20 protein-coding genes are annotated in these 22,154 nt (G+C 67.0%); 15 read left to right on the forward strand and 5 right to left on the reverse strand.

Features of this window, described 5'->3' with window-relative positions:
• Window positions 1–255: 255 nt before the first annotated feature.
• Window positions 256–1,965 (reverse strand): M28 family metallopeptidase, encoded by a 1,710-nt coding sequence (locus D5301_RS22925; RefSeq protein ID WP_153856991.1) that lies wholly within the window; start codon window positions 1,963–1,965, stop codon window positions 256–258.
• Between the two features lie 85 nt (window positions 1,966–2,050).
• Entirely contained in the window at window positions 2,051–2,713 is a 663-nt protein-coding gene (locus tag D5301_RS22930; protein ID WP_110710815.1) for a hypothetical protein, read from the reverse strand.
• Window positions 2,714–2,808: 95 nt separating this feature from the next.
• Between D5301_RS22930 and D5301_RS22935 the strand changes: the two genes are divergently transcribed.
• Together D5301_RS22935 and D5301_RS22940 are read left to right on the forward strand one after the other, a co-directional pair.
• Window positions 2,809–4,107: a peptidoglycan DD-metalloendopeptidase family protein gene (locus tag D5301_RS22935; protein ID WP_153856992.1), complete on the forward strand. Its 1,299-nt coding sequence runs from the start codon at window positions 2,809–2,811 to the stop codon at window positions 4,105–4,107.
• Window positions 4,108–4,215: 108 nt separating this feature from the next.
• A complete protein-coding gene (locus D5301_RS22940; RefSeq protein ID WP_153856993.1) occupies window positions 4,216–5,676 on the forward strand; it encodes a S41 family peptidase in 1,461 nt (486 codons plus the stop codon).
• A gap of 83 nt (window positions 5,677–5,759) precedes the next feature.
• Here the strand turns inward: D5301_RS22940 and D5301_RS22945 are convergent, their stop codons facing one another.
• Complete coding sequence (locus tag D5301_RS22945; RefSeq protein WP_019662230.1) at window positions 5,760–6,452, reverse strand: rhomboid family intramembrane serine protease; 693 nt, start codon at window positions 6,450–6,452, stop codon at window positions 5,760–5,762.
• A gap of 226 nt (window positions 6,453–6,678) precedes the next feature.
• On the opposite strand from D5301_RS22945, the gene D5301_RS22950 reads away from it, so the two are divergent.
• The 3 genes from D5301_RS22950 to D5301_RS22960 all read left to right on the forward strand — a co-directional run bounded on the left by D5301_RS22950 (window position 6,679) and on the right by D5301_RS22960 (window position 9,906).
• On the forward strand, window positions 6,679–8,106 hold the full coding sequence (locus tag D5301_RS22950; RefSeq protein ID WP_153856994.1) for an outer membrane protein transport protein: 1,428 nt from the start codon (window positions 6,679–6,681) through the stop codon (window positions 8,104–8,106).
• Between the two features lie 140 nt (window positions 8,107–8,246).
• Window positions 8,247–8,846, forward strand: coding sequence for a nicotinamide riboside transporter PnuC (gene pnuC, locus D5301_RS22955; RefSeq protein ID WP_153856995.1), 600 nt, complete (start codon window positions 8,247–8,249; stop codon window positions 8,844–8,846).
• Window positions 8,833–9,906 carry an AAA family ATPase gene (locus D5301_RS22960; RefSeq protein WP_153856996.1) on the forward strand — a complete coding sequence of 358 codons (1,074 nt, stop codon included), beginning with the start codon at window positions 8,833–8,835 and terminating at the stop codon, window positions 9,904–9,906. Before pnuC ends, D5301_RS22960 begins: the two co-directional genes overlap by 14 nt.
• Window positions 9,907–9,996: 90 nt before the next feature.
• On the opposite strand, the gene putA is transcribed toward D5301_RS22960, so the two are convergent.
• Window positions 9,997–13,215, reverse strand: coding sequence for a bifunctional proline dehydrogenase/L-glutamate gamma-semialdehyde dehydrogenase PutA (gene putA, locus D5301_RS22965; protein ID WP_153856997.1), 3,219 nt, complete (start codon window positions 13,213–13,215; stop codon window positions 9,997–9,999).
• A gap of 274 nt (window positions 13,216–13,489) precedes the next feature.
• On the opposite strand from putA, the gene D5301_RS22970 reads away from it, so the two are divergent.
• Genes D5301_RS22970 through D5301_RS22995 form a run of 6 tightly spaced genes read left to right on the forward strand, consistent with a single transcriptional unit; the run spans window position 13,490 to window position 18,319 of the window.
• Window positions 13,490–13,966, forward strand: a complete 477-nt coding sequence (locus D5301_RS22970) for a DUF2244 domain-containing protein (protein WP_004153894.1) — start codon at window positions 13,490–13,492, stop codon at window positions 13,964–13,966.
• A gap of 11 nt (window positions 13,967–13,977) precedes the next feature.
• On the forward strand, window positions 13,978–14,931 hold the full coding sequence (gene coxB, locus D5301_RS22975) for a cytochrome c oxidase subunit II (RefSeq protein WP_153856998.1): 954 nt from the start codon (window positions 13,978–13,980) through the stop codon (window positions 14,929–14,931).
• A gap of 59 nt (window positions 14,932–14,990) precedes the next feature.
• A complete protein-coding gene (gene ctaD, locus D5301_RS22980) occupies window positions 14,991–16,598 on the forward strand; it encodes a cytochrome c oxidase subunit I (protein WP_004153896.1) in 1,608 nt (535 codons plus the stop codon).
• Window positions 16,599–16,606: 8 nt separating this feature from the next.
• Window positions 16,607–16,843: a hypothetical protein gene (locus tag D5301_RS22985; protein ID WP_153856999.1), complete on the forward strand. Its 237-nt coding sequence runs from the start codon at window positions 16,607–16,609 to the stop codon at window positions 16,841–16,843.
• On the forward strand, window positions 16,840–17,430 hold the full coding sequence (locus D5301_RS22990; RefSeq protein ID WP_149909064.1) for a cytochrome c oxidase assembly protein: 591 nt from the start codon (window positions 16,840–16,842) through the stop codon (window positions 17,428–17,430). The genes D5301_RS22985 and D5301_RS22990 overlap by 4 nt, the downstream gene beginning before the upstream one ends.
• A 13-nt stretch (window positions 17,431–17,443) precedes the next feature.
• On the forward strand, window positions 17,444–18,319 hold the full coding sequence (locus tag D5301_RS22995) for a cytochrome c oxidase subunit 3 (RefSeq protein ID WP_153857000.1): 876 nt from the start codon (window positions 17,444–17,446) through the stop codon (window positions 18,317–18,319).
• A 20-nt stretch (window positions 18,320–18,339) separates the two neighbouring features.
• Here D5301_RS22995 and D5301_RS23000 read toward each other — a convergent pair whose 3' ends face one another.
• Entirely contained in the window at window positions 18,340–18,558 is a 219-nt protein-coding gene (locus tag D5301_RS23000) for a twin transmembrane helix small protein (RefSeq protein ID WP_005412025.1), read from the reverse strand.
• Between the two features lie 57 nt (window positions 18,559–18,615).
• On the opposite strand from D5301_RS23000, the gene D5301_RS23005 reads away from it, so the two are divergent.
• The 4 genes from D5301_RS23005 to cyoE all read left to right on the forward strand — a co-directional run bounded on the left by D5301_RS23005 (window position 18,616) and on the right by cyoE (window position 22,083).
• Window positions 18,616–19,332, forward strand: a complete 717-nt coding sequence (locus D5301_RS23005; RefSeq protein ID WP_153857001.1) for an SURF1 family protein — start codon at window positions 18,616–18,618, stop codon at window positions 19,330–19,332.
• A 109-nt stretch (window positions 19,333–19,441) separates the two neighbouring features.
• Window positions 19,442–20,011 (forward strand): hypothetical protein, encoded by a 570-nt coding sequence (locus D5301_RS23010; RefSeq protein WP_110710826.1) that lies wholly within the window; start codon window positions 19,442–19,444, stop codon window positions 20,009–20,011.
• A gap of 10 nt (window positions 20,012–20,021) precedes the next feature.
• Window positions 20,022–21,185, forward strand: a complete 1,164-nt coding sequence (locus D5301_RS23015; protein ID WP_032129725.1) for a COX15/CtaA family protein — start codon at window positions 20,022–20,024, stop codon at window positions 21,183–21,185.
• A 4-nt stretch (window positions 21,186–21,189) separates the two neighbouring features.
• Window positions 21,190–22,083, forward strand: coding sequence for a heme o synthase (cyoE, locus tag D5301_RS23020; protein ID WP_014035731.1), 894 nt, complete (start codon window positions 21,190–21,192; stop codon window positions 22,081–22,083).
• Window positions 22,084–22,154 lie beyond the last annotated feature (71 nt).

Raw genomic sequence — 22,154 nt, forward strand, 5'->3', positions numbered from 1 at the left:
GGTTTACACCCAAAACCCCGCTGCTCACGCAGCGGGGTTTTTCTTTGTGCTCAGGAAATACCGGTAGTGCCGGCCGCTGGCCGGCAGGCGCGTTGATGAAACCGCCGCGAGCGGCGGCGCCAACCAAGGTTGGCGACTATCGATGGCAGAGTGCCAACCAAGGTTGGTATCCACCAATGTTGGAGCGCAAAAAAAAGCGGCGCCCTGTCGGGCGCCGCTCAGGCTTGAACCATGGTCAGTCGAGCATGGCTCGACTTACTTGGCCGGGACCTTGTCCTTCATCATCGCGTCGCGGGCAGCCTTGAACGGGTTGCCTTCGTACCAGTTCGGCCAACGATCACCACCGGCCAGTTCCTTGCCCACGCCGTACATCAGCTGCAGGTCTTCCACGCTGCCGTCCAGCTTCCAGGTGGCCGCATCGAACTCGTCCTTCGGGCCGTGGTAGCGGTTGGCGCCGTAGTCGGCTGCAGCCTTGCGGCCCGCGTCCACGCCACCCTCGCGCAGGTCTTCGCCGCCATCGGCGTACAGGGCCGGAACGCCTGCCTTGGCGAAGTTGAAGTGATCGGAACGGAAGTAGAAGCCGCTCTGCACCGAGGTCTCGCCGTGCAGGGTACGGTCCTGGGCGGCAGCCAGCGGCTTGAGGATGTCCTCCAGCTCCGAGCTGCCGAAGCCGGTGACGGTCACGTCCTTGGCACGGCCTGCCACCGACATCGCATCGATGTTGATCACGCCCGCGATCTTGTCCAGCGGGAAGGTCGGGTGGGCGACGTAGTACTTCGAACCCAGCAGGCCGGACTCTTCCAGGGTCACCGCCAGGAACACCACCGAACGCTCCGGCTTCGGCTCCTGGTGGGCCATGGCTTCGGCCACTTCGAGAATGCCGGCCACGCCGGTCGCATTGTCGACTGCGCCGTTGTAGATGTTGTCGCCGGTCTCACCCTCATGCTTGCCCAGGTGGTCCCAGTGCGCCATGTACAGCACGGCCTCGTCAGCGCGCTTGCTGCCCGGCAGCACGCCCACCACGTTGCGCGACTGCTTCTGCGCGATCTGGCTCTTCAGGTCGACCGCAGCGGTCGCCTTCAGCGGCACCGGCTTGAAGCCACGCTTGCTGGCGTCCTTGTAAGCCTGTGCCAGGTCCAGGCCGGCACCGGCGAACAGCGCCTTGGCGGCGTCGGCACTCAGCCAGCCCTGCACCGGGATACGTGCTTCCGGGTCATCCTTGGCCGGCAGGTCGTACTGCGGGCCGGCCCAGGAGTTCTTCACCACGTCCCAACCATAGGAAGCGCCGGCGGTGTCGTGCACGATCAGTGCAGCAGCGGCACCCTTGCGCGCGGCCTCCTCGAACTTGTAGGTCCAGCGGCCGTAGTAGGTCATGCGCTTGCCGTCGAACAGCTTCGCGTCATCGACATGGAAGCCCGGATCGTTGACGAACATGACGACCGTCTTGCCCTTCCAGTCCTGGCCGGCGTAGTCGTTCCACTTCTGCTCCGGCGCGTCAACGCCGTAGCCGACGAACACCAGGTCGCTGGCATCGACCTTCACCTCGGCCTGGCCGGTACGGGTGCCGACCACCATGTCGGTGCCGAACTTCAGCTCGGTGGTCTTGCCGCCCTGGGTGATCTTCAACACGGTCGATTCGTCGGCCGTGGTCTCGGTCATCGGCACATCCTGGAACCAGCTGTCGCCGTTGCCGGGCTGCAGGCCGATGCGCTGCATCTGGTCGCGGATGTAGTTGACCGTCAGTTCCTCGCCCTTGCTGCCCGGGGCGCGGCCTTCGAACTCATCCGAAGCCAGGGTCTTGACCATCTCGGCGAAATCGCCGGCGTTGATCTCCGGGGAGAACTGATGGGCGGCCGGCTTCGCAGCGGCGGTGTCGGTGGCCGGCGCGGCGGCCGGCGTGTCTTCGCCTTTGCAGGCACTGAGCGCGGCCGCAGCGGCCAGGCACAGGAGGAGTTTGCGGGGCATCATCGATTCCTGGGAAACAAAGGGCGGCCGCACGTCTTGTACGACCGGTATCAGCGAGTATCACCGAACCCGAAGGCCGGTGCGCTCAGTCCGCGGGGGCGGTTTCGGTATCGAACGGGATCGGCTCGGCGCCGGTGACCGGCCCGATGCGGGCGGTGCGATGCACGTACAGCACCACTTCGCGTTCGAACTGCAGGGAGCCGTTGACCACCGCATTCGGTCCGATGATCACGCGCGGCTTGCGGCTGGCGGTCAGCGAGACGCTGAAGTTCGGTTTGCGCACGTGCACGCCGCCGTTGACCTGCGAGCCGATGCCCACGGTGATGTCACCGTTGACGGTCTCGACGTCCTTGCCGACGCGGCTTTCGACCAGACCGATGCCGCCGTTCACGGTTTCAACGCCGCCTTCGACCTCGCTGCCGCGGTCGGTGAAGATGCTGCCGTTGACAGTGCTGACGCTGCCGCGCGCGATGACTTCGCGGCCCAGGCGCACACCGCCGTTGACTGTTTCGATCTTGCCGGTGCGTGCGCGGTCGGCGACCTTCACTCCGCCGTTGACGGTATCGATGCTGCCGGTCTCGACGCCTTCACCGACGCGGATACCGCCGTTGACGGTATCCAGCTTGCCGTAGCGTTGGCCGGCTTCGGCGCTGATGCTGCCGTTGACCTTGCTGATGTTCTCCTGGGCACAGACTGGCCCGGTGGCCAGTAGTACGCCCAACAGCAGCGGAATGGAAAGAGCTTTCATGGGGACCTCGATGGATGTGCGGCTGGCAGGCCGCGTGCGGAGATGTCACCATTCCCCGGTAGCCCCTGCAACTGCCTGAAGTCACTGGAAAGCCCTTGCGCGACAACGCCTTGCCATCACGCCGACATCACATCGCCGCCTTGCGCGGCGGGCGCTGCCTGCTGTTGGGGCTGGCGATCGCCCTGGCGCTGCCGCTGCCGGGCGCCGCGCAGACCACGCGCGAGACCGAGCGCAAGCTGCAGAAGCTGCGCAGTGAGCTGAAGGGCGTGGCGCAGGAGCGTCGGCAGATCGAGGGCCAGCGCGGCCAGGCCTCACGGCAGCTGCGTGAGGCAGATGAAAAGGTGGCCCGCACCGGCCGTGCGTTGGCGCAGACCGAAACCGCGCTGCGCGAGCAGGGAAGGGCCCTGGCCGAGGCCGAACAGCGCCGCAGCACGTTGCAGGCCAACCTCGCCCAGCAGCACCGCGAGCTGGCCGGCCTGCTGCGCGCGGCCTACCAGCTGGGCAACCATGCACCGTTGAAACTGCTGTTGTCGCAGGACACGGTGGCCGATGCCAACCGTGCCCTGGCCTACCACCGCTACCTGCAGCGCGAGCGGGCACAGCGCATCACCACGCTGACGGCTGACCTGAAGGAACTGGAAGCGCTGCAGGCGCAGATCGCCGAGCGCAAGCAGAAGCTGCAGGGCGCGCAGCAGGACCAGAAGCAGCAGGCAGCGGCCCTGGAAGTCGATCGCCGCGATCGCGCAAAGACGGTTGCCTCGCTGGACGAGCGCTTCAAGGACCAGCGCGAGAAGGAACAGGCGCTGGGCCAGGATGCCAAGGCGCTGGAAACACTGCTGGCCAATCTGCGTGCGGCCGCCGCCCGTGCCGAGGCCGAGCGTCGCGCGGCTGCACGCCGTGCGGCCGCGGAGAAGGCGGCCGCCGAACGTGCCGCACGCCAGGCAGCGGCACAGGGACGGCCGCCACCGCCCACCAAGGTTCCGCCGGCGGTGGCGTCCGCACCGGCCCCGAAGGTCGGTGGCCTGGGCTGGCCGTTGTCCGGCAACCTGTTGGCGCGCTATGGCGGCAAGCTGCCCGATGGCCGCACCAGCAGCGGCGTACTGATCGGTGCGCCGGCCGGCAGCGCCGTCACCGCCGTGGCCGACGGCACCGTGGTGTTCTCCGACTGGATGACCGGCTACGGCATGATCCTGATCGTGGACCACGGCAACGGCTACATGAGCCTGTACGCCCACAACGACACCCTGCTGAAGGATGCCGGCGCGCGGGTCAGCCGCGGCGATGCGGTGGCCAAGGTCGGCAATTCCGGTGGCCAGGGCGTGACCGCGCTGTACTTCGAGCTGCGCCGGGGCGGGCAGCCGGTCAACCCCGACAGCTGGCTGCAGCGGCGCTGAATCCGGCGCTGCCGCGTGGCGGGCGGATTCAACGGGAATTTAGCTGTGCTTCGCGCATAATCGACGCATGTGCCTTGGGCACGATGCCAACGTCGACAGGAGTGATCCATGCGCGCAGCCCGTACCGCCACCCTCTTGCTGGCCCTGTTGCCAGCGCTGTCCTGGGCGCAGCAGACCGCGCCCGCTCCGAGCCAGGAAACCAGTGGGCAGGCAGCGAACAGCGAGGAGGCGGTGACCTCGAAGGTGCCGCTGGAGGAAATCCGCCGCTTCGTGGCCGTGTACAACGCGGTGCGTGCCGCCTATGTCGACCCGGTCGATGACAAGAAGCTGATGCAGGCGGCGGTGCGTGGCCTGCTGCTTGACCTCGATCCGCACAGCACCTACTTCAACAAGGAAGACGCGCAGGCCTTCGACGAGCAGGCCAATGGTGCCTACGAAGGCATCGGCGTGGAGCTGCAGCAGCAGCCGGACAACGCCAGCATGAAGGTGATCTCGCCGATCGACGACACGCCGGCGGCCAAGGCCGGCATCCTCGCTGGTGACCTGATCATCGCCATCGACGGCAAGCCGATCAGTGCGATCGATGCCAGCGAACCGCTGCGCGGCCCGGCCGGCAGCAAGGTAGTGCTGACCATCGTGCGCGAGGGCAAGCCGAAGCCGTTCGATGTCAGCCTCACCCGCCAGACCATCCGCGTGACCAGCGTGCGCAGCCGCCTGCTGGAGCCGGGTTATGGCTACATCCGCCTGAGCACCTTCCAGGCCGATACCGGTTCGGACTTCCAGAAGCACGTGCAGCAGCTGCAGAAGCAGTCCGGTGGCCAGCTCAAGGGTCTGGTGCTGGACCTGCGCAGCAACCCGGGTGGCCTGCTGACTGCTGCGGTGCAGGTGGCCGATGATCTGCTCGACAAGGGCAACATCGTCAGCACCCGCGGTCGCATCAGCATCAGCGATGCCCGTTTCGACGCGACCCCGGGTGATCTGCTGAAGGGCGCACCGGTGGTGGTGCTGGCCGATGCCGGTTCGGCCAGTGCATCGGAAGTGCTGGCCGGTGCGCTGCGCGACAACAAGCGCGCGCGCGTGGTCGGCAGCCGCACCTTCGGCAAGGGCTCGGTGCAGACCGTGCTGCCGCTGGACAACGGCGATTCGGTGAAGCTGACCACCGCGCGCTATTACACGCCCAGCGGCAAGTCGATCCAGGCCACCGGCATCGTGCCGGACGTTGAACTGAAGCCGGCCGCTACGCCGGCCGAGGATGCACTGCCGGCCAGCCTGAGCGACTACAGCGAAGCGACCCTGCCGGGCCACCTGCGCGGCGACGACGAAGGCACCGAGGGCTACCACGCCGGTGCGGTGCTGCCGGGCGATGGCCCGATCAACGACGCGCTGGCCGAGCTGAAGAACCCGGGTTCGGTGGCCGCGCGGTTGAAGGCCGAAGCGGCCAAGGCGGAGGCTGCCAAGGCCGCGAAGGCTGCAGCGGCGAAGCCCGAAGCCAAGCCGGAGCCGAAGGTCGAACCGAAGGCGGACAGCACGCCGGAAGCCAAGCCCGCCCCGGTTCCGGCCAAGCCCTGATTCTGCAGAGTCGAGCCATGCTCGGCTGATCTACGAACGAGCGGGTGAGCGTGGAGCTGGCCAGCGGCCGGCATGACCCGGTGTCAGAATCCGTGGCGCTTGCGCAGGCGGCGGGCGATGGCCGCCCGCACGTAGACCCCGTACACCACGCCGAACACGAAGCCGCCGATGTGCGCCCACCAGGCCACCATGCCGAAGCTGGGGCCGATATGGGCGAATACGACCTGCAACGCGGCCCAGACGCCGATCAGCAGGTAGGCCGGGGCGCGCACGAACTCCAGGAACAGGCCGAGCGGGATCACCACGCCCAGCCGTGCGCCCGGGAACAGGGCCAGGTAGGCGCCGATCAGTGCGGACACCGCACCGCTGGCACCGATGATGATCTGGTCCGGGCTGCCCATGGTGTAGATCGCCACCAGGTTGGACACCGCGCCGCCCACCAGGAACAGCAGCAGCAGCCGCCACGGGCCCAGCACCCGCTCGGCGGGCAGGCCGAAGATCAGCAGGAACACCAGGTTGCCCAGCAGGTGCGACCAGTCGGCATGCAGGAACAAGGCGGTGAACAGGCGCAGCACGCTGCCGTCCTGCAGGGTCGCCCACCAGTCCAGCGGGTGGGTCAGGCCGGTGGACAGGGCACCCCAGTCCAGCCAGAGGCTGCCGCGGGCATCGTCCGGACGCGAGATCGACCACAGGAACGCCAGCCACAGTGCCGCAAACAGCACGGGCGTGGCCCAGCGCAGGGCCGCCTTCTTGCGCGACGGGAGGGAGACGAACATGGGCACTAGCCTAGCGTGCGGGCGCTTGCGGCGGGGATTGTCCTGTTCAGCTTTTGGGACGAAAAAACCGCCACTGCTGTTATTGTTTCATTAACAGCTCTGGGTAATACTCGCATACGGCGTCGTATGTCGGGAGGGGAATCCGGCGCGCTCCGATGGGTCCCAGGACCTGCCGGGCGCAGGCGCACTCAGAGCAACATCACCGCTTACCGGAGAGAGAACTACGATGCAAACCGCTTCCACCATTGCCCGTCTGACCCTGCTGGCCGTCGGCGTTGCCGGTGCGCTGGCCGCCGCCGACGCCAACGCTGCCGCCTTCCAGCTGAAGGAAAACAGTGCCAAGGGCCTGGGCCGCGCGTTCGCCGGCTCCACCTCGGCCGAGGGCGACGCTTCGGTCATCGCCACCAACCCGGCCTCCATGCGCCTGCTCGACGGCACCATGCTGCAGGGCGACGTCAGCGCCATCAGCTTCGGTGCCAAGTTCCGTGGCCAGGGCAAGTACGCCAACGGCGCTCCGATTTCCGGCGGCAACGGCGGCGACGCCGGCATGATCGCCCCGGTCCCGGCGGCCTACTTCCACCTGCCGTTCGGCGAGAAGGAGAACATGCACTTCGGCGCCTCGCTGACCGTGCCGTTCGGCTTCAAGACCGAATACGACCGTGACTGGGTCGGCCGCTACAACGGCGTCAAGACCGAGCTGCAGGCGATCGACCTGGGCGTGGCGTTCTCCTACGACGTCAACCCGTACCTGTCGTTCGGTGCTTCGGTGTTCGCCGAGCGTCTGAACGTCGACCTGACCAGCGCCGTCGATACCGGCACCGCGATCAACGCCAGCGCCCAGCAGAAGGCTGCCGCTGCCGTTCTGGCTGCCGGTGGCACCGCCGCCCAGGCTGCTGCCGCCTCGCGTCAGGCCGCTGTCGCCATGGCCCAGCAGGGCTTCGCTCCGGGCACCGCCGATGGCTTCCTGCGCATCAAGGGTGACGAAGTGTCCATGGGCTACACCCTGGGCATGACCGTCAGCCCGGTGGAAGGCACCAACATCGCCTTCAGCTACCGCTCGCAGGTCAAGCACAAGATCAACGACGGCAAGGCCGACTTCACCATTCCGGGCAACGCCGCAGCCTTCCTGGCCGCTGCCGCTCCGGGCACCTTCATCGACAGCAAGGGTCGTGCCTCGATCACCCTGCCGGCCAGCGCCACCGTCAGCTTCACCCACCGCGTGAACGACCAGTGGAAGATCATGGCCGACGTCTCGCGTACCGCCTGGAGCAAGTTCGACCAGGTGGCCGTGCAGTATGACTCCAACCAGCCGGACAGCGTGCTGCCGTTCCACTACCGCGACACCACCTTCGCGTCGATCGGTACCGAGTACCGCATGAACGAGAAGCTGACCCTGCGCGGCGGTCTCGCCTACGACCAGACCCCGACCACCGACGCCCACCGCGACGTGCGCGTGCCGGACACCACCCGCAAGTGGCTGTCGCTGGGCCTGACCTACGCGGCTTCGGAAAAGATGGAATACAGCGTGGGCTACACCCACCTGTTCACCAAGGATCCGAACATCACCTCGACCTCGGCCACGGCCAACACCGTGACCGGCAAGTACAAGGTCAGCGGCGACGTGCTGGCGGCTTCGATGCAGTACAAGTTCTGATCCAGGCGATTGCCTGACGCAGGACGAAGGAGGCCCCGCGCAAGCGGGGCTTTCTTTTTGTGGGGCGGCTCGGGGCATCCACGCATGGCGTGGATCTACCGGATTGTCCACGCAGCGCGCGGATCCATGACAATAGGGCGATGAACCTGTCCGATCCGAACTTCCAGCTGGAGCTGGCTGCCAACATCGCCGTCGCCGGCTCGATCCTGCTGGCCGGCCGCAACAACGTGCACACCTGGTGGCTGGGCATCGTTGGCTGCGCCTTGTTTGCCGCCGTGTTCGAACGATCGCACCTGTACGCGGACATGGTGCTGCAGTTCTTCTTCATCGCCATCAGCGTGCTGGGCTGGTGGCAGTGGCTGCGTGGCGACCATGGCGCGCCGCTGCCGATCACCGCGCTGCGGCCGCGGGCATGGGCCTGGCTGGCGCCGCTGGCGGTGGTGGCCACGTTCGGCTACGGCTGGATGCTGACCCGGCTGACCAACGCCTATGCGCCCTACATCGATTCGGCGGTGCTGGTGTTGAGTGTGATCGCGCAGATCCTGATGATGCGGCGCAAGCTGGAATCGTGGTGGGTGTGGCTGCTGGTGAACACCGTTGCGGTGCCGCTGTACTACAGCCGTGGCCTGCACCTGACCTCGATCCTGTACGTGGGCTTCTGGATCAATGCGCTGGTGGCCCTGCGCCATTGGCGGCACCTGATGCGCGACGAGGCCAGGGCGGCCGATGCCGCTGCCTGAGCGCGTTGCGCGCGGCCTGGTAGTGGGCAAGTTCTGCCCGCTGCATCTCGGCCACGAACGCCTGATCGACTTCGCCGCCACGCGCTGCCAGCAGCTGCTGGTGATCGGCTGGTCGCAGCCGGGCTTTGCCGGCTACAGCGCCGAGCGCCGCGAGCGCTGGCTGCGTGCGCGCTTCCCGCAGGCGACGGTGGCGGTGCTGGATGACACGCGACTGGCGGCATTGTGCACGCAGCACGGTTTGCCCGTGCGCACGCTGCCGCAGGACAGTGATGACGAACAGGTGCAGCGCGACTTCACCGCCTGGTTGTGCCTGAACCTGTTCGGTGGGCCGGTGCAGGCGGTGTACACCGGTGAGGACTACGGCGACGGTTTTGCCGATGCGCTGGCAGCCTGCTTCAACGCACCGGTGCGGCATGAACGGCTGGAACGCTGGCTCGATGTCGGCCAGGCCAGTGGCACCCAGCTGCGCGCCGATCCGCATGCGCATCGCCATGGCCTCGCACCGCAGGTGTATGCCGGCCATGTGCAGCGCGTGGCGTTCATCGGTGGCGAGTCCAGCGGCAAGACCACGCTGGCGCGCGTGCTGGCCGAGTGCCTGCAGACCGCCTGGGTGCCGGAGTACGGCCGCACCCTGTGGGAGCAGCAGGGCGGAGAACTGACGCCGGACGATCTGCTACGCATTGCAATGACACAGCCACAGCACGAAGACGAGGCCGCGCGGCGCGCGCATCGCTGGCTGTTCTGCGATACCACGCCGTGGGTGACGCTGGGGTACAGCGGCTGGATGTTCGGCACGGCACCGGAGCCGCTGCGGCAGGCGGCACGACGACGCTACGACCTGCTGTTCCTGTGCGCACCGGATATTCCGTTCGACCAGGACGGTACGCGTGTGGGCGAAGCCTTCAGGGCGCAGCAGCATGCGTGGTACCTGGCGCAGCTGCAGGCAGAGGGTGTCGAGTACGTGCTGCTGGAAGGCGATCTGGAGATGCGCATCGCACGGGTGCAGGGCGAGCTGGCGAAGCGGGCGGACAACCGGTTCAGTGTCGCCTCGCCTCTGTAGCCGAGCCCATGCTCGGCGCTACAGGAAAAAAAGCGCACACAAAAAACCCCGCTTTCGCGGGGTTTTTCGTTCACTGCAACTACTGGGCGATCAGTCGCCCAGGGTCAGCAGCGAGGCGTTGCCGCCGGCGGCGGTGGTGTTCACCGTCACCGTCTTTTCGGTGGCGAAGCGCAGCAGGTAGTGCGGGCCGCCGGCCTTCGGGCCGGTGCCGGACAGGCCCTGGCCGCCGAACGGCTGCACGCCGACCACCGCACCGATCTGGTTGCGGTTGACGTAGACGTTGCCGACGTGGACGCCGTTGCTGATGCGGTCGACGGTCTCGTCAATGCGCGAATGCACGCCCAGGGTCAGGCCGTAACCGGTGGCGTTGATCTGGTCGATCACCGCGTCGAGCTGGTCGCCCTTCCAGCGGATCACGTGCAGGACCGGCCCGAAGATTTCCTTGTGCAGCTGGCCCAGGTCCTTCAGCTCATACGCGCGCGGTGCGAAGAAGGTGCCGTTGGCCGCTTCGGCGGACAGCTCGGCGGCGGCGATCAGGCGCGCTTCGCGGTCCATGCGTTCGGCGTGGTCCTGCAGGATCTTCAGTGCATCGGCGTCGATCACCGGGCCGACGTCGGTGGACAGCAGGCCCGGATTGCCGACCTTCAGTTCCTTCATCGCGCCGGCCAGCATGGTCATCACCTTGTCGGCGATGTCGTCCTGCACGAACAGCACGCGCGCGGCCGAGCAGCGCTGGCCGGCGGAGGTGAAGGCCGAACCGATCGCGTCCTTGACCAGCTGTTCCGGCAGCGCCGAGGAGTCGGCGATGAAGGCGTTCTGGCCACCGGTCTCGGCGATCAGCACACCGATGGCGGCGTCACGCGCAGCCATGGCGCGGTTGATCGCACGTGCGGTGTCGGTGGAGCCGGTGAAGGCCACGCCAGCCACGCGCGGGTCGGCGGTCAGCGCGGCGCCGACGGTGGCACCGTCGCCCGGCAGGTACTGCACCACCTCGGCCGGCACGCCGGCGTCATGCAGCAGCTTCACCGCGTAGTAGCCGATCAGGTTGGTCTGCTCGGCCGGCTTGGCGATGACGCTGTTGCCGGCAGCCAGTGCGGCAGCGACCTGGCCCAGGAAGATCGCCAGCGGGAAGTTCCACGGGCTGATGCAGACGAACACGCCGCGGCCATGCAGCTGCAGCTCGTTGGACTCACCGGTCGGGCTCGGCAGCTTCTCGGCGTGGCTGAACTGCTCGCGCGCCTGCTTGGCGTAGTAGCGCAGGAAGTCCACCGCTTCGCGCACTTCGGCGATGCCGTCGGGCAGGCTCTTGCCGGCTTCCTTCACGCACAGCGCCATGAACTCCGGCATGCGCGCTTCCAGCTGGTCGGCGGCGTGCTCGAGGATGGCGGCGCGGCTGGCGGCCGGGGTGCGGTTCCAGGCCGGCTGCGCGGCCACGGCATTGGCCAGGGCCTTCTGCACGGTGGCGGCATCGGCGGCCTGCCACTGGCCGACCACCTCGCGGGTGTCGGCCGGGTTGGTCACCGGCAGCGAGGCGCCGGTCGGGTTGGCACCCGGTACCAGCGGGGCGGCCTGCCATGGCTTGACGGCTGCGTTGAGCTGCTCGGCCAGGGCGCGCAGTTCGTTGTCGTTGGCGAGGTTGGCGCCCATGGAGTTCTTCCTGTCGTGGTTCTGGCTGCGCAGCAGGTCAACCGGCAGCGGGATCTTGGGATGCGGAATCGATTCGAACGAAGCGACCATCTCGACCGGATCGCGGATCAGGTCGGCGATCGGCACGCGCTCGTCGGTGATGCGGTTGACGAAGCTGGAGTTGGCGCCGTTTTCCAGCAGGCGACGCACCAGGTACGGCAGCAGGTCTTCATGCGAACCGACCGGCGCATACACGCGGCAGGGCAGGTTCAAGCGGTCGGCCGGCACCACTTCGGCGTACAGGTCGTCGCCCATGCCGTGCAGCTTCTGGTGCTCGTACACGCCGCCATTGGCGATGCTGCGCACGGCCGCGATGGTGTGTGCGTTGTGCGTGGCGAACATCGGGTAGATCGCGTCGGCATGGGTGAACAGGCGCTTGGCGCAGGCCAGGTAGGAGACGTCGGTGTTCTGCTTGCGGGTGAACACCGGGTAGCCCGGATAGCCTTCGATCTGCGCGCGCTTGATCTCGGCGTCCCAGTAGGCGCCCTTGACCAGGCGCACCTGCAGGCGGCGACCGGCGCGGCGCGCCATGTCGGCCAGGTGGTCGATCGTGTACGGCGTGCGCTTCTGGTAGGCCTGCACGACCACACCGAAGCCATCCCAGCCGGCCAGCGACGCATCGGAGAACACCTGCTCGATGATGTCCAGCGACAGTTCCAGGCGGTCGGACTCTTCGGCGTCGACGGTGCAGCCGATGCCGTAGCTCTTGGCCAGCTGTGCCAGTTCCAGCACGCCCGGCACCAGGTCCTTCAGCACGCGCTCGCGCTTGGCGTGCTCGTAGCGCGGGTACAGCGCCGACAGCTTGATCGAGATGCCCGGGGCGTTGTTGACGTCGCCATCCGGACGGCCGCCGCGTGCCTTGTGGTCGCCGCCGATGGCGTGGATCGCACGACGATAGTCTTCCAGGTAGCGCAGCGCGTCCTTCATGGTCAGCGCGCCTTCGCCCAGCATGTCGAAGGAGTAGCGGTAGTTCGCGTTGTCGCCCTTGTGCGAGCGCGACAGCGCTTCGCTGATGGTGCGGCCCATGACGAACTGGTGGCCCATGATCTTCATCGCCTGGCGCACGGCCAGGCGCACCACCGGCTCACCAACGCGGCCGACCAGGCGCTTGAACGCGCTGGGCGCATCGGCGCGGGTGGCGTCGTTCATCTGCACCAGCTTGCCGGTCAGCATCAGGCCCCAGGTGGAGGCGTTGACCAGCACCGAGTCGCTGCCGCCCAGGTGCTTTTCCCAGTCGGCATCGGCCAGCTTGTCGCGGATCAGCTTGTCGGCGGTGTCCTGGTCCGGAATGCGCAGCAGCGCCTCGGCCACGCACATCAGCAGCACGCCTTCCTCGCTGCCCAGGTCGTACTGGCGCATGAAGGCTTCGATCGCGCCCTGGTCCTTGGCCCGCACGCGCACGCGGCCGACCAGGTCGGCGGCCAGCGCCTGTACCTTGGCCTGCTCCTCGGCGGGCAGGCGGGCCTGCGCCAGCAGCTCGCGCACGTGGCTGGCCTCGTCCTTCAACCAGCCATCGGTGATGGCCTGGCGGAACGGGTTGGGGGGCGCCGGCAGTTCCGGCGACAGCAGCGCGCCGGGACGCAGGGCGTCGCTGGCGGCAGGGGAGGAGGAAGGTGCGTTCATGCCGGTCCGGCCAGTGGAAAACTTGGCGATTTTAATCATTTTTGCGGGTTGCGGAAGTGCCCCTCAGCCACCTTCGTGAAGCGCTGATAGCCCCTAGCTGCGGTGGATTCAGCGTGTTCAGCAAGCTCGGCAGAATTTGTGCTGAATTCGTCATTCGTGCCGCCGGCCTCATGCTGTGTTGCAGCATGGGAAAAAGTGTGAATGCACCCTTGCTACCGGCGAGAGGGCGGGGCTACCATCGAGACGTTTCCCGCGGCAGGAACGCGGTTGCGACATGATCGAGGTGCTTCCAGCTCCGGATGGGTCAGGTACGCAGCTGCGGCTGCGTCCCCCACGGGCGCTCGATGCCCGGCAGTTCGTCCTGTTGTTCACCGTGTTGTCGGGTGCGATGTGGCTGGTGTCCGCCCTCGGGTGGTTGGCCGGCAATGCATTCGCCCCCCTGTTCGCGCTGCTGTACAGCCTGGTGCTGGCGGCGGCACTGCGTGCCTTGTGGCGCAGTGGTGAACGGCAGGAGGAGATCCGGGTAGTGCCGGCGTACGTGGAGGTCATCCCCGTACCCGGTGGATCGCCGGTGTTCCGGGCCCACCCCCACTGGGTGCGCCTGCTCACCGACGATGAGAGGGTCCGGCTGGCATCCAGCGGCCGGCAGGTGGAGGTGGGGAGTTTCCTCGCGCCGGCCGAACGTCAGACGCTTGCAGAGACACTTGAAAGCTTGCTCGCCGCCAGCGATGGCGGCAACCGACGACGCTAAGGGTCTAGGCAATGAAGCAAAGCAGCAGGTGGGGCACGAAGTGCGTTGCAGCGGTCACCGCCATGGTGGCCGGGGGACTGATGCCGGCGTTGGCCTGGGCCCAGGCGGCCGATCCCAAGCCGTGGCAGCTGAACATGGGCAAGGGGGTGACCCAGACCTCGCGCCTGGCCTGGGAATCGAACAATCTCTCGTTGATCATCTGCACGGTGATCGGCGTCATCGTGTTCGGTGCGATGGCCTACGCCATCTTCAAGTTCCGCAAATCCAAGGGCGCGGTCGCCGCCACCTTCAGCCACAACACCAAGGCCGAGGTGATCTGGACGGTGATCCCGGTGATCATCCTGATCGTGATGGCCTGGCCGGCCACGGCCAACCTGATCAAGATGTACGACACCCGCGATGCCGAGATGACGGTGAAGGTCACCGGCTACCAGTGGATGTGGAAGTACGAATACCTCGGCGAGAACGTCACCTTCACCAGCCGCCTGGACCGCGAGTCCGACCGCGTGCGGCAGAGCGGCATCGTGCCGACCCGCGAAAGCCATCCGCACTACCTGCTGGATGTCGACAACCGCCTGGTGCTGCCGGTCGATACCAAGGTGCGCTTCGTCATCACCTCCGATGACGTGATCCACGCCTGGTGGGTGCCGGCGCTGGGCTGGAAGCAGGACGCCATTCCCGGCTTCATCAATGAAGCCTGGACCAGCATCGAGCAGCCCGGCGTATACCGGGGCCAGTGCGCCGAGCTGTGCGGCAAGGACCATGGCTTCATGCCGATCGTGGTCGAGGCGGTGTCCAAGGAAGAGTTCAAGCAGTGGCTGGCGCAGCGCAAGCCGGCGCCGCCCGCCGAGCCGGCAACGCCTGCGGCACCTGCCGAGCCGACTGCACCGACGGGAGAGGCACCTGCTGCGCCTGCCGCTGCTGAAGCCGGCAGCGCGCCAGCCACCGCGGCCAGCGGAGCGTGATGTAAAGCCCGCGGCCGTTCGCGGCCGTGGTGACAACCGATTCTGAGAGGTGTTTTGCAATGGCGCACTCGGCAGTTGGGCACGACGATCACCATCACCAGCAGAGTTTCTTCGAGCGTTGGTTCTTCTCGACCAACCACAAGGACATCGGCACGCTGTACCTGGGTTTCAGCTTCATCATGTTCATCATCGGTGCGGCGATGAGCGTGGTGATCCGCGCCGAGCTGGCACAGCCGGGCCTGCAGTTCGTCAAGCCCGAATTCTTCAACCAGATGACCACCGTGCACGCGCTGGTGATGATCTTCGGTGGCGTGATGCCGGCCTTCGTCGGACTGGCCAACTGGATGATTCCGCTGCAGATCGGCGCGCCGGACATGGCGCTGCCGCGCATGAACAACTGGTCGTTCTGGCTGTTGCCGGTGGCCTTCAGCCTGCTGCTGCTGACCCTGTTCCTGCCCGGTGGTGCGCCGGCCGGCGGCTGGACGCTGTACCCGCCGCTGTCGCTGCAGGGCGGCTACAACGTGGCCTTCAGCGTGTTCGCCATCCACGTGGCCGGCATCAGCTCGATCATGGGTGCGATCAACATCATCGCCACCGTGCTCAACATGCGCGCGCCGGGCATCGACCTGCTGAAGATGCCGATCTTCTGCTGGGCCTGGCTGATCACGGCCTTCCTGCTGATCGCGGTGATGCCGGTGCTGGCCGGTGCCGTCACCATGCTGCTGACCGACAAGTTCTTCGGCACCAGCTTCTTCAACGCCGCCGGTGGCGGTGACCCGGTGATGTACCAGCACATCTTCTGGTTCTTCGGCCACCCCGAGGTCTACATCATGATCCTGCCCGCCTTCGGCGTGGTCAGCGAGATCATCCCGACCTTCAGCCGCAAGCCGCTGTTCGGCTACCAGGCGATGGTGTACGCCACCGCCGCGATCGCGTTCCTGTCGTTCATCGTCTGGGCCCACCACATGTTCACCGTGGGCATGCCGCTGGGCGGCGAGATCTACTTCATGTTCGCCACCATGCTGATCTCGATCCCGACTGGCGTGAAGGTGTTCAACTGGGTCAGCACGATGTGGCGTGGCTCGCTGACGTTCGAGGCGCCGATGCTGTGGTCGGTGGCCTTCGTCATCCTGTTCACCATCGGTGGCTTCTCCGGCCTGATGCTGGCCATCGTGGCCGCCGACTTCCAGTACCACGACACCTACTTCGTGGTCGCGCACTTCCACTACGTGCTGGTGACCGGCGCGGTGTTCGCGCTGATCGCGGCGGTGTACTACTGGTGGCCGAAGTGGACCGGGCGGATGTACAGCGAGAAGTGGGCCAAGGTGCACTTCTGGTGGTCGATCGTATTCGTCAACCTGCTGTTCTTCCCGCAGCATTTCCTCGGCCTGGCCGGCATGCCGCGCCGCATTCCCGATTACAGCGTGGCCTTCGCCGACTGGAACCTGATCAGCTCGATCGGTGCGTTCGGCATGTTCGTCACCCCGTTCATGATGGCCGCGATCCTGCTGTCCTCGCTGCGCAACGGCGAGAAGGCCGAGGCCCGATCGTGGGAAGGTGCGCGCGGCCTGGAATGGACGCTGCCGTCGCCGGCACCGGCGCATACCTTCACCACGCCGCCGACCATCCGCCCGGGGGATCTGGCGCATGACGACATCACGCATTGAGGTGGGGCATGCATAACGAGAGCCCGCTCCCGATCGGTAGCGTCGAGCCAGGCTCGACTGACGAAAAGCAGCCGAGCATGGCTCGGCTCTACAACAACGAAGCGCAGCCGACCGGCGGTCGGCTCTACCAGGGCGGAAGCATCGAACAGCAGCGCCAGCGTGCGAAGCGCACGGCGATGTGGGTCGGCGCCATCGCCGTGCTGGTCTACGTCGGCTTCATCCTCAGCGGGGTGATCGGCCGATGAGCGAGGCACCGGCCAGCACGCCGTCACCCAGCGCCGGGCTGCCGCGCCTGATCGGCGTGGCGGTGGCGGTGTTCCTGCTCACGTTCTCGCTGGTACCGCTGTACCGCATCGCCTGCGAAAAGGTGTTCGGCGTGCGCCTGGAACGCGGTCCCGGTGGCGAAGCGAGTGCCGGCGCGGCGGCCGGCAAGCGCACCGTGCGCGTGGAGTTCGATGGCGGCGTCAACTCGCGCCTGCCCTGGTCGTTCCATCCCGAACAGTTGACCATGGACGTGGTGCCGGGCGAGCTCAACGAGGCGCTGTACTTCGCCCGCAACGACAGCCAGCAGGCGGTGGTCGGCAGCGCGGTACCGTCGGTGGCGCCGGCGCGTGCGTCGGGCTTCTTCAGCAAGACCGAGTGCTTCTGTTTCACCGCGCAGACGCTGCAGGCCGGCGAGAAGCGCGACATGCCGGTGCGCTTCATCGTCGATCCGGACCTGCCGCCGGAGATCAAGACGATCACCTTGTCCTACACCTTCTACCGCAACGACGCGCTGTCCGATCGGCTGGCTCCGGCCGCCACCTCGGAAGGCGCGCACGCCGCACCCTGACCCGGATACCGACATGGCCCAGACACCGACCGATGCCAACGTGTACTTCGTCCCGGCCCAGAGCAAATGGCCGTTCGTGGGGTCCATCGCGATGATGGTGACCATGGTGGGCGTGGCCAGCTGGCTCAACGATGCCAGCTGGGGACGCTGGACGTTCTACATCGGCATCGCGATGCTGGTGCTGACCCTGTTCTGGTGGTTCAGCGACGTGGTGCGTGAGTCGCAGGCGGGCAACTACAACCACCAGGTCGATGGCTCGTTCCGGATGGGGATGATCTGGTTCATCTTCTCCGAGGTGATGTTCTTCGGTGCCTTCTTCGGTGCGCTGTTCTACACCCGCAACCTGGGCCTGTCGTGGCTCAGCGGCGAAGGCCGCGGGGTGATGACCAACGAGCTGCTCTGGCAGGGCTATTCCGCCGGATGGCCGACCAATGGCCCGGCAGCGATCGGTGGCGCGTTCCAGACCATCCCGGCCTGGGGCCTGCCGCTGATCAATACGCTGATCCTGCTGACCTCCGGCGTGACCCTGACCATCGCCCATCACGCGCTGAAGGCGGGCAACCGTCGCCAGCTGCTGATCTGGCTGGGCCTGACCGTGGTGCTTGGCCTGGGCTTCCTGACCCTGCAGGCGGAGGAGTACATCCACGCCTACAAGGAACTGAACCTGACGCTGGGCTCGGGCATCTACGGTTCAACGTTCTTCATGCTGACCGGCTTCCACGGCGGGCACGTGCTGCTGGGCACGATCATGCTGATCGTGATGTGGCTGCGTTCGGCCAAGGGGCACTTCACCCGCGACAACCATTTCGGTTTCGAAGCCGCCGCGTGGTACTGGCACTTCGTCGACGTGGTGTGGCTGATGCTGTTCCTGTTCGTCTACGTGCTTTGATCAGGCGCGCATCGGTGGTGTCAGCCGCCGATGCCGTGCGGTTTGATCCAGCCCATGTAGATGCTCACGATCACCAGCAGGATCAACGCCACCGACACCGCGATGCGGCGGGTCAGTGCGTTGACCGTGCGCTTGGTCTGGCCGCGGTCGACCAGCAGGTAATACAGGCCGGCGCCCAGATTCCAGACGATGACGATCAGAAACGCGATTACCAGCAGGGTCTTCAGCGAATCACTCATGCGCGGCTCGAGGGCAGGGTGGATGCGCCTATCTGACCGCGTTTGCGCGGACTTGTCATGATGCGCCAGCACACGCGCGTGATCGGATGGCTGCTGGCGGTGCTGGCGATGGCCGGTTTCAGCGCATTGGGGCTGTGGCAACTGCAGCGCATGCATGCCAAACAGGCAATGTTGGATGCGCAGGGTCCAGCTGTGGCGCAAGCGCTTCCGTTGTCGCAGGCCCTGGCGGCGCCCGGCGCCTTGCACGGCGTGGCCGACCACGGCCGCTTCCTGCCCGGCGTGGTGCTGCTCGACAACCAGACCCGGCATGGCCGCGCCGGGGTGAAGATCTATCGCCCGTTCCGCAGTGACGATGGCAGCGTGCTGCTGGTCGATCTCGGCTGGCGTGCGCTGCCGCCGGATCGCACGTTGCCGGATGTGCCGGCGCCGCCTTCACCGGTGGCCGTGCGTGGGTTGCTGGCACCGCCGCCGTCGGCGGGACTGGCACTGGGCCCGGCGTTCTCCGCCACTGGCGAGGCCGGGCGTTGGCTGGCCAGTCGCTTGCCCGCCGAAGGCCTGGCGCGCGCGCTGGGGCTGCAGGCGTTACCCGAACGCGTCCTGCGCCTGGATCCGGCACTGCCATTCGGCGATGAGCGTGACCTGGACCTGCTGCCGAACACGCTGCCGCCGCAGCGTCACCTGGGCTACGCCGTGCAGTGGTTCGGCCTGGCCCTGACCGTGCTGGTCGTTGCGCTGGTGCTGGAGCGGCGCAGGAGACGCCCCATGGCCCGGTAGTGCCGGGCGCTGGCCGGCATCCCCTCGGATTCCTGGATGCCGGCCAGCGGCCGGCACTACCGGGGCACCCCACCCGCATCCCTTGCCCAACCATGAGAAAATGCCCCGCATGAACACTGCTACGTCCCCGCAGGCGCGCGGCTCCGGCCGCCGGACCCTGGTGCTGCTGTTTGCCGTGTTCTTCGGGGCGGTGGCGCTGGCCGCGGTACTGCGCTTCTCCGGCTGGCAGCCGACCGGGCACCGCAACGCCGGCCAGCTGCTGAAGCCGCCGGTGGACCTGCGCCAGCAGGCGCCGACCCTGGCCAGTGGCCAGCCCTATGCCTGGAATCCCGAGGCCCGCACCTGGCGCCTGCTGGTGGCCCCATCCGGCGCCTGCGACGCGCAGTGCGTCACTTTGTCGCAGGGGCTGGGCAAGGTGTGGCAGCTGTTCGGCCATAACGCCGATAATGTCGAAATCCTGTGGCTGGGTACGCCACCGGCGTCGATCGCCTCGCTGCCCGCGCTGCGGCCGCTGGCTCCGTCGCCAGCCCTGCGCGCGGCGTTGCCGGGCGTCGATGATCCGGCGGGACTGCCGGTCTACGTGATCGATCCGAACGGCTTCGTGATCATGCGCCATGCCCCGGGCTCCGACCTCGGTGGCCTGCGCAAGGACATGGCCACGTTGCTGAAACTGAAGTGAGTCCCGTTTGATGAGCCTTTCCGCGCGTCCGGCGCTGCACCGCAATTTCCACCGCCTGGCGTGGTTCGCCATGATCATGACCGCGAGCACGATCATGTTCGGCGCGTTCGTGCGCCTGTCCGATGCCGGCCTGAGCTGCCCGGACTGGCCGACCTGCTATGGCCAGGCCACCTGGCCGCAGCACGTGGAAGAGACCATCGGCCACCCGGCGGCGGAGATCCGCCCGCTGGAGACCCACAAGGCCTGGCGTGAGCAGGTGCACCGCTTCCTGGCCGGCGCGCTGGGCATCGAGATCCTGACTCTGGCACTGCTGGCCACGCGCAAGCGGCGATTCGGAAGCACGGCGGTGGTGACCGCCTGCGTGCTGGTGGCCGCCGGCATACCGCTGTACATGATGGGCTGGCATGGCACAGCCAGCGTGCTGGCGTTGATCGGTGAGGCGATCCTGCTGATCGCCGCGCTGCGCTGGAGCAACATCGACCTGGCGCGTGCGGCCCTGCTGACCCTGGCCGTGGTGATCTTCCAGGCCCTGCTGGGCATGTGGACGGTAACCCTGCTGCTCAAGCCCATCGTGGTGATGGGCCACCTGCTCGGCGGCATGCTGATGTTCGGCCTGCTGGTGTGGATGGCGTGGCGCGCGACGCACATGCCGATCACCCTGGCCGAAGCGCCGAAGCTGAAGTGGCTGCTGCGCATCGGCGTAGCGGTGCTGGTCACCCAGATCGCACTGGGTGGCTGGGTCAGCGCCAATTACGCGGCGCTGGCCTGCGGCGGTGGCAGCGCCTCGCTGGACAACTTCCCGCGCTGCGCCAACCAGTGGTGGCCGCAGCACAACTTCGTCGAAGGCTTCACTCTGTGGCGTGGCATCGGCGTGGACTACGAAGGGGGCGTGCTGGATGGCGCCTCGCGCATCGCCATCCAGATGGCACACCGCCTGTTCGCGGTGGTGGTGGCCGTCTACCTGCTGTGGCTGGGCGTGCGCCTGTTCCGGTTGCCGAGCATGCGTGGCTGGGCCAGCGCGCTGATCGCGCTGCTGGTGCTGCAGGTCACCCTCGGCATCCTCAATGTGAAGCTGGCGCTGCCGCTGGAAGTGGCGGTGGCCCACAACGGCGTGGCCGTTGCCCTGTTGTTCGTGCTGGTCAGCCTGCTGGCCCGCCTGCGTGCCCCGGACTGATTCCATGTTTTCCAATTACCGCCAGTACTGGGACCTGACCAAGCCCAAGGTCGTCGCCCTCATTGTCTTCACCGCCCTGGTCGGCATGGTCCTGGCCATCCCCGGCGTGCCCAGCTGGGAGCAGGTGCGCGCCGGCGTGCTCGGCTTCCTCGGTATCTGGCTGGCGGCCTCGGCCGCCGCCGCGATCAACCAGCTGCTGGATGCGCACATCGATGCGCAGATGGCCCGCACCTCGTGGCGTCCGCTGGTGGTGGGCAAGGTCAAGCCGTGGCAGGTGCTGGTGTTCGCCGGCGTGCTGATCGTGCTGTCGATGACCATCCTGGTGCTGTGGGTGAACCTGATCACCGCGGTGCTGACCTTCGCCTCGTTGATCGGCTACGCGGTGATCTACACCGTGTACCTCAAGCGTGCGACCTCGCAGAACATCGTCATCGGTGGCCTGGCCGGCGCGATGCCGCCGATGCTGGGCTGGGCCGCGGTGACCGGCATGCAGGGCTCGTCGGACTGGGCGTACTCGTCGCTGCTGGTGCTGATCATCTTCATCTGGACCCCGCCGCACTTCTGGGCGCTGGCAATCTTCCGCCGCGAGGACTACGCCAAGGCGGAGATCCCGATGCTGCCCGTGACCCACGGCGTGGTGCACACCCGCAAGCAGATCATGGTGTATTCGGTGGTGCTGGCGCTGGTCTGCCTGCTGCCGTACCTGGTGGGCATGAGCGGTGCGTTCTACCTGGGCGGCGCGATCGTGCTCAACGCCGTGTTCCTCTGGTACGCCTGGCGCATGCTGGACCCGCCGGACGAGCTGTTCTCGATGAAGATGTTCTATTACTCCATCGTCTACCTGATGGCGCTGTTCGCCTTCCTGCTGGTGGACCACTGGATCCTGCCCTGGTTGTGACGGGCGGGTGCATCCACGCATGGCGTGGATCTCCTGTAGAGCCGAGCCCATGCTCGGCTGAGGGTTGATCG

It is taken from the genome of Stenotrophomonas sp. MH181796, from assembly GCF_009659995.1.
Lineage (GTDB): Bacteria > Pseudomonadota > Gammaproteobacteria > Xanthomonadales > Xanthomonadaceae > Stenotrophomonas > Stenotrophomonas riyadhensis.

What these genes read in the sequence shown, in the direction of transcription:
- D5301_RS22925 (WP_153856991.1), bottom strand. Translation starts at nt 1,965, where the DNA reads ATGCCCCGCAAACTCCTCCTGTGCCTGGCCGCTGCGGCCGCGCTCAGT.
- D5301_RS22930 (WP_110710815.1), bottom strand. Translation starts at nt 2,713, where the DNA reads ATGAAAGCTCTTTCCATTCCGCTGCTGTTGGGCGTACTACTGGCCACC.
- D5301_RS22940 (WP_153856993.1), top strand. Translation starts at nt 4,216, where the DNA reads ATGCGCGCAGCCCGTACCGCCACCCTCTTGCTGGCCCTGTTGCCAGCG.
- D5301_RS22945 (WP_019662230.1), bottom strand. Translation starts at nt 6,452, where the DNA reads ATGTTCGTCTCCCTCCCGTCGCGCAAGAAGGCGGCCCTGCGCTGGGCC.
- D5301_RS22950 (WP_153856994.1), top strand. Translation starts at nt 6,679, where the DNA reads ATGCAAACCGCTTCCACCATTGCCCGTCTGACCCTGCTGGCCGTCGGC.
- pnuC (WP_153856995.1), top strand. Translation starts at nt 8,247, where the DNA reads ATGAACCTGTCCGATCCGAACTTCCAGCTGGAGCTGGCTGCCAACATC.
- D5301_RS22960 (WP_153856996.1), top strand. Translation starts at nt 8,833, where the DNA reads ATGCCGCTGCCTGAGCGCGTTGCGCGCGGCCTGGTAGTGGGCAAGTTC.
- putA (WP_153856997.1), bottom strand. Translation starts at nt 13,215, where the DNA reads ATGAACGCACCTTCCTCCTCCCCTGCCGCCAGCGACGCCCTGCGTCCC.
- D5301_RS22970 (WP_004153894.1), top strand. Translation starts at nt 13,490, where the DNA reads ATGATCGAGGTGCTTCCAGCTCCGGATGGGTCAGGTACGCAGCTGCGG.
- coxB (WP_153856998.1), top strand. Translation starts at nt 13,978, where the DNA reads ATGAAGCAAAGCAGCAGGTGGGGCACGAAGTGCGTTGCAGCGGTCACC.
- ctaD (WP_004153896.1), top strand. Translation starts at nt 14,991, where the DNA reads ATGGCGCACTCGGCAGTTGGGCACGACGATCACCATCACCAGCAGAGT.
- D5301_RS22985 (WP_153856999.1), top strand. Translation starts at nt 16,607, where the DNA reads ATGCATAACGAGAGCCCGCTCCCGATCGGTAGCGTCGAGCCAGGCTCG.
- D5301_RS22990 (WP_149909064.1), top strand. Translation starts at nt 16,840, where the DNA reads ATGAGCGAGGCACCGGCCAGCACGCCGTCACCCAGCGCCGGGCTGCCG.
- D5301_RS22995 (WP_153857000.1), top strand. Translation starts at nt 17,444, where the DNA reads ATGGCCCAGACACCGACCGATGCCAACGTGTACTTCGTCCCGGCCCAG.
- D5301_RS23000 (WP_005412025.1), bottom strand. Translation starts at nt 18,558, where the DNA reads ATGAGTGATTCGCTGAAGACCCTGCTGGTAATCGCGTTTCTGATCGTC.
- D5301_RS23005 (WP_153857001.1), top strand. Translation starts at nt 18,616, where the DNA reads ATGATGCGCCAGCACACGCGCGTGATCGGATGGCTGCTGGCGGTGCTG.
- D5301_RS23010 (WP_110710826.1), top strand. Translation starts at nt 19,442, where the DNA reads ATGAACACTGCTACGTCCCCGCAGGCGCGCGGCTCCGGCCGCCGGACC.
- D5301_RS23015 (WP_032129725.1), top strand. Translation starts at nt 20,022, where the DNA reads ATGAGCCTTTCCGCGCGTCCGGCGCTGCACCGCAATTTCCACCGCCTG.
- cyoE (WP_014035731.1), top strand. Translation starts at nt 21,190, where the DNA reads ATGTTTTCCAATTACCGCCAGTACTGGGACCTGACCAAGCCCAAGGTC.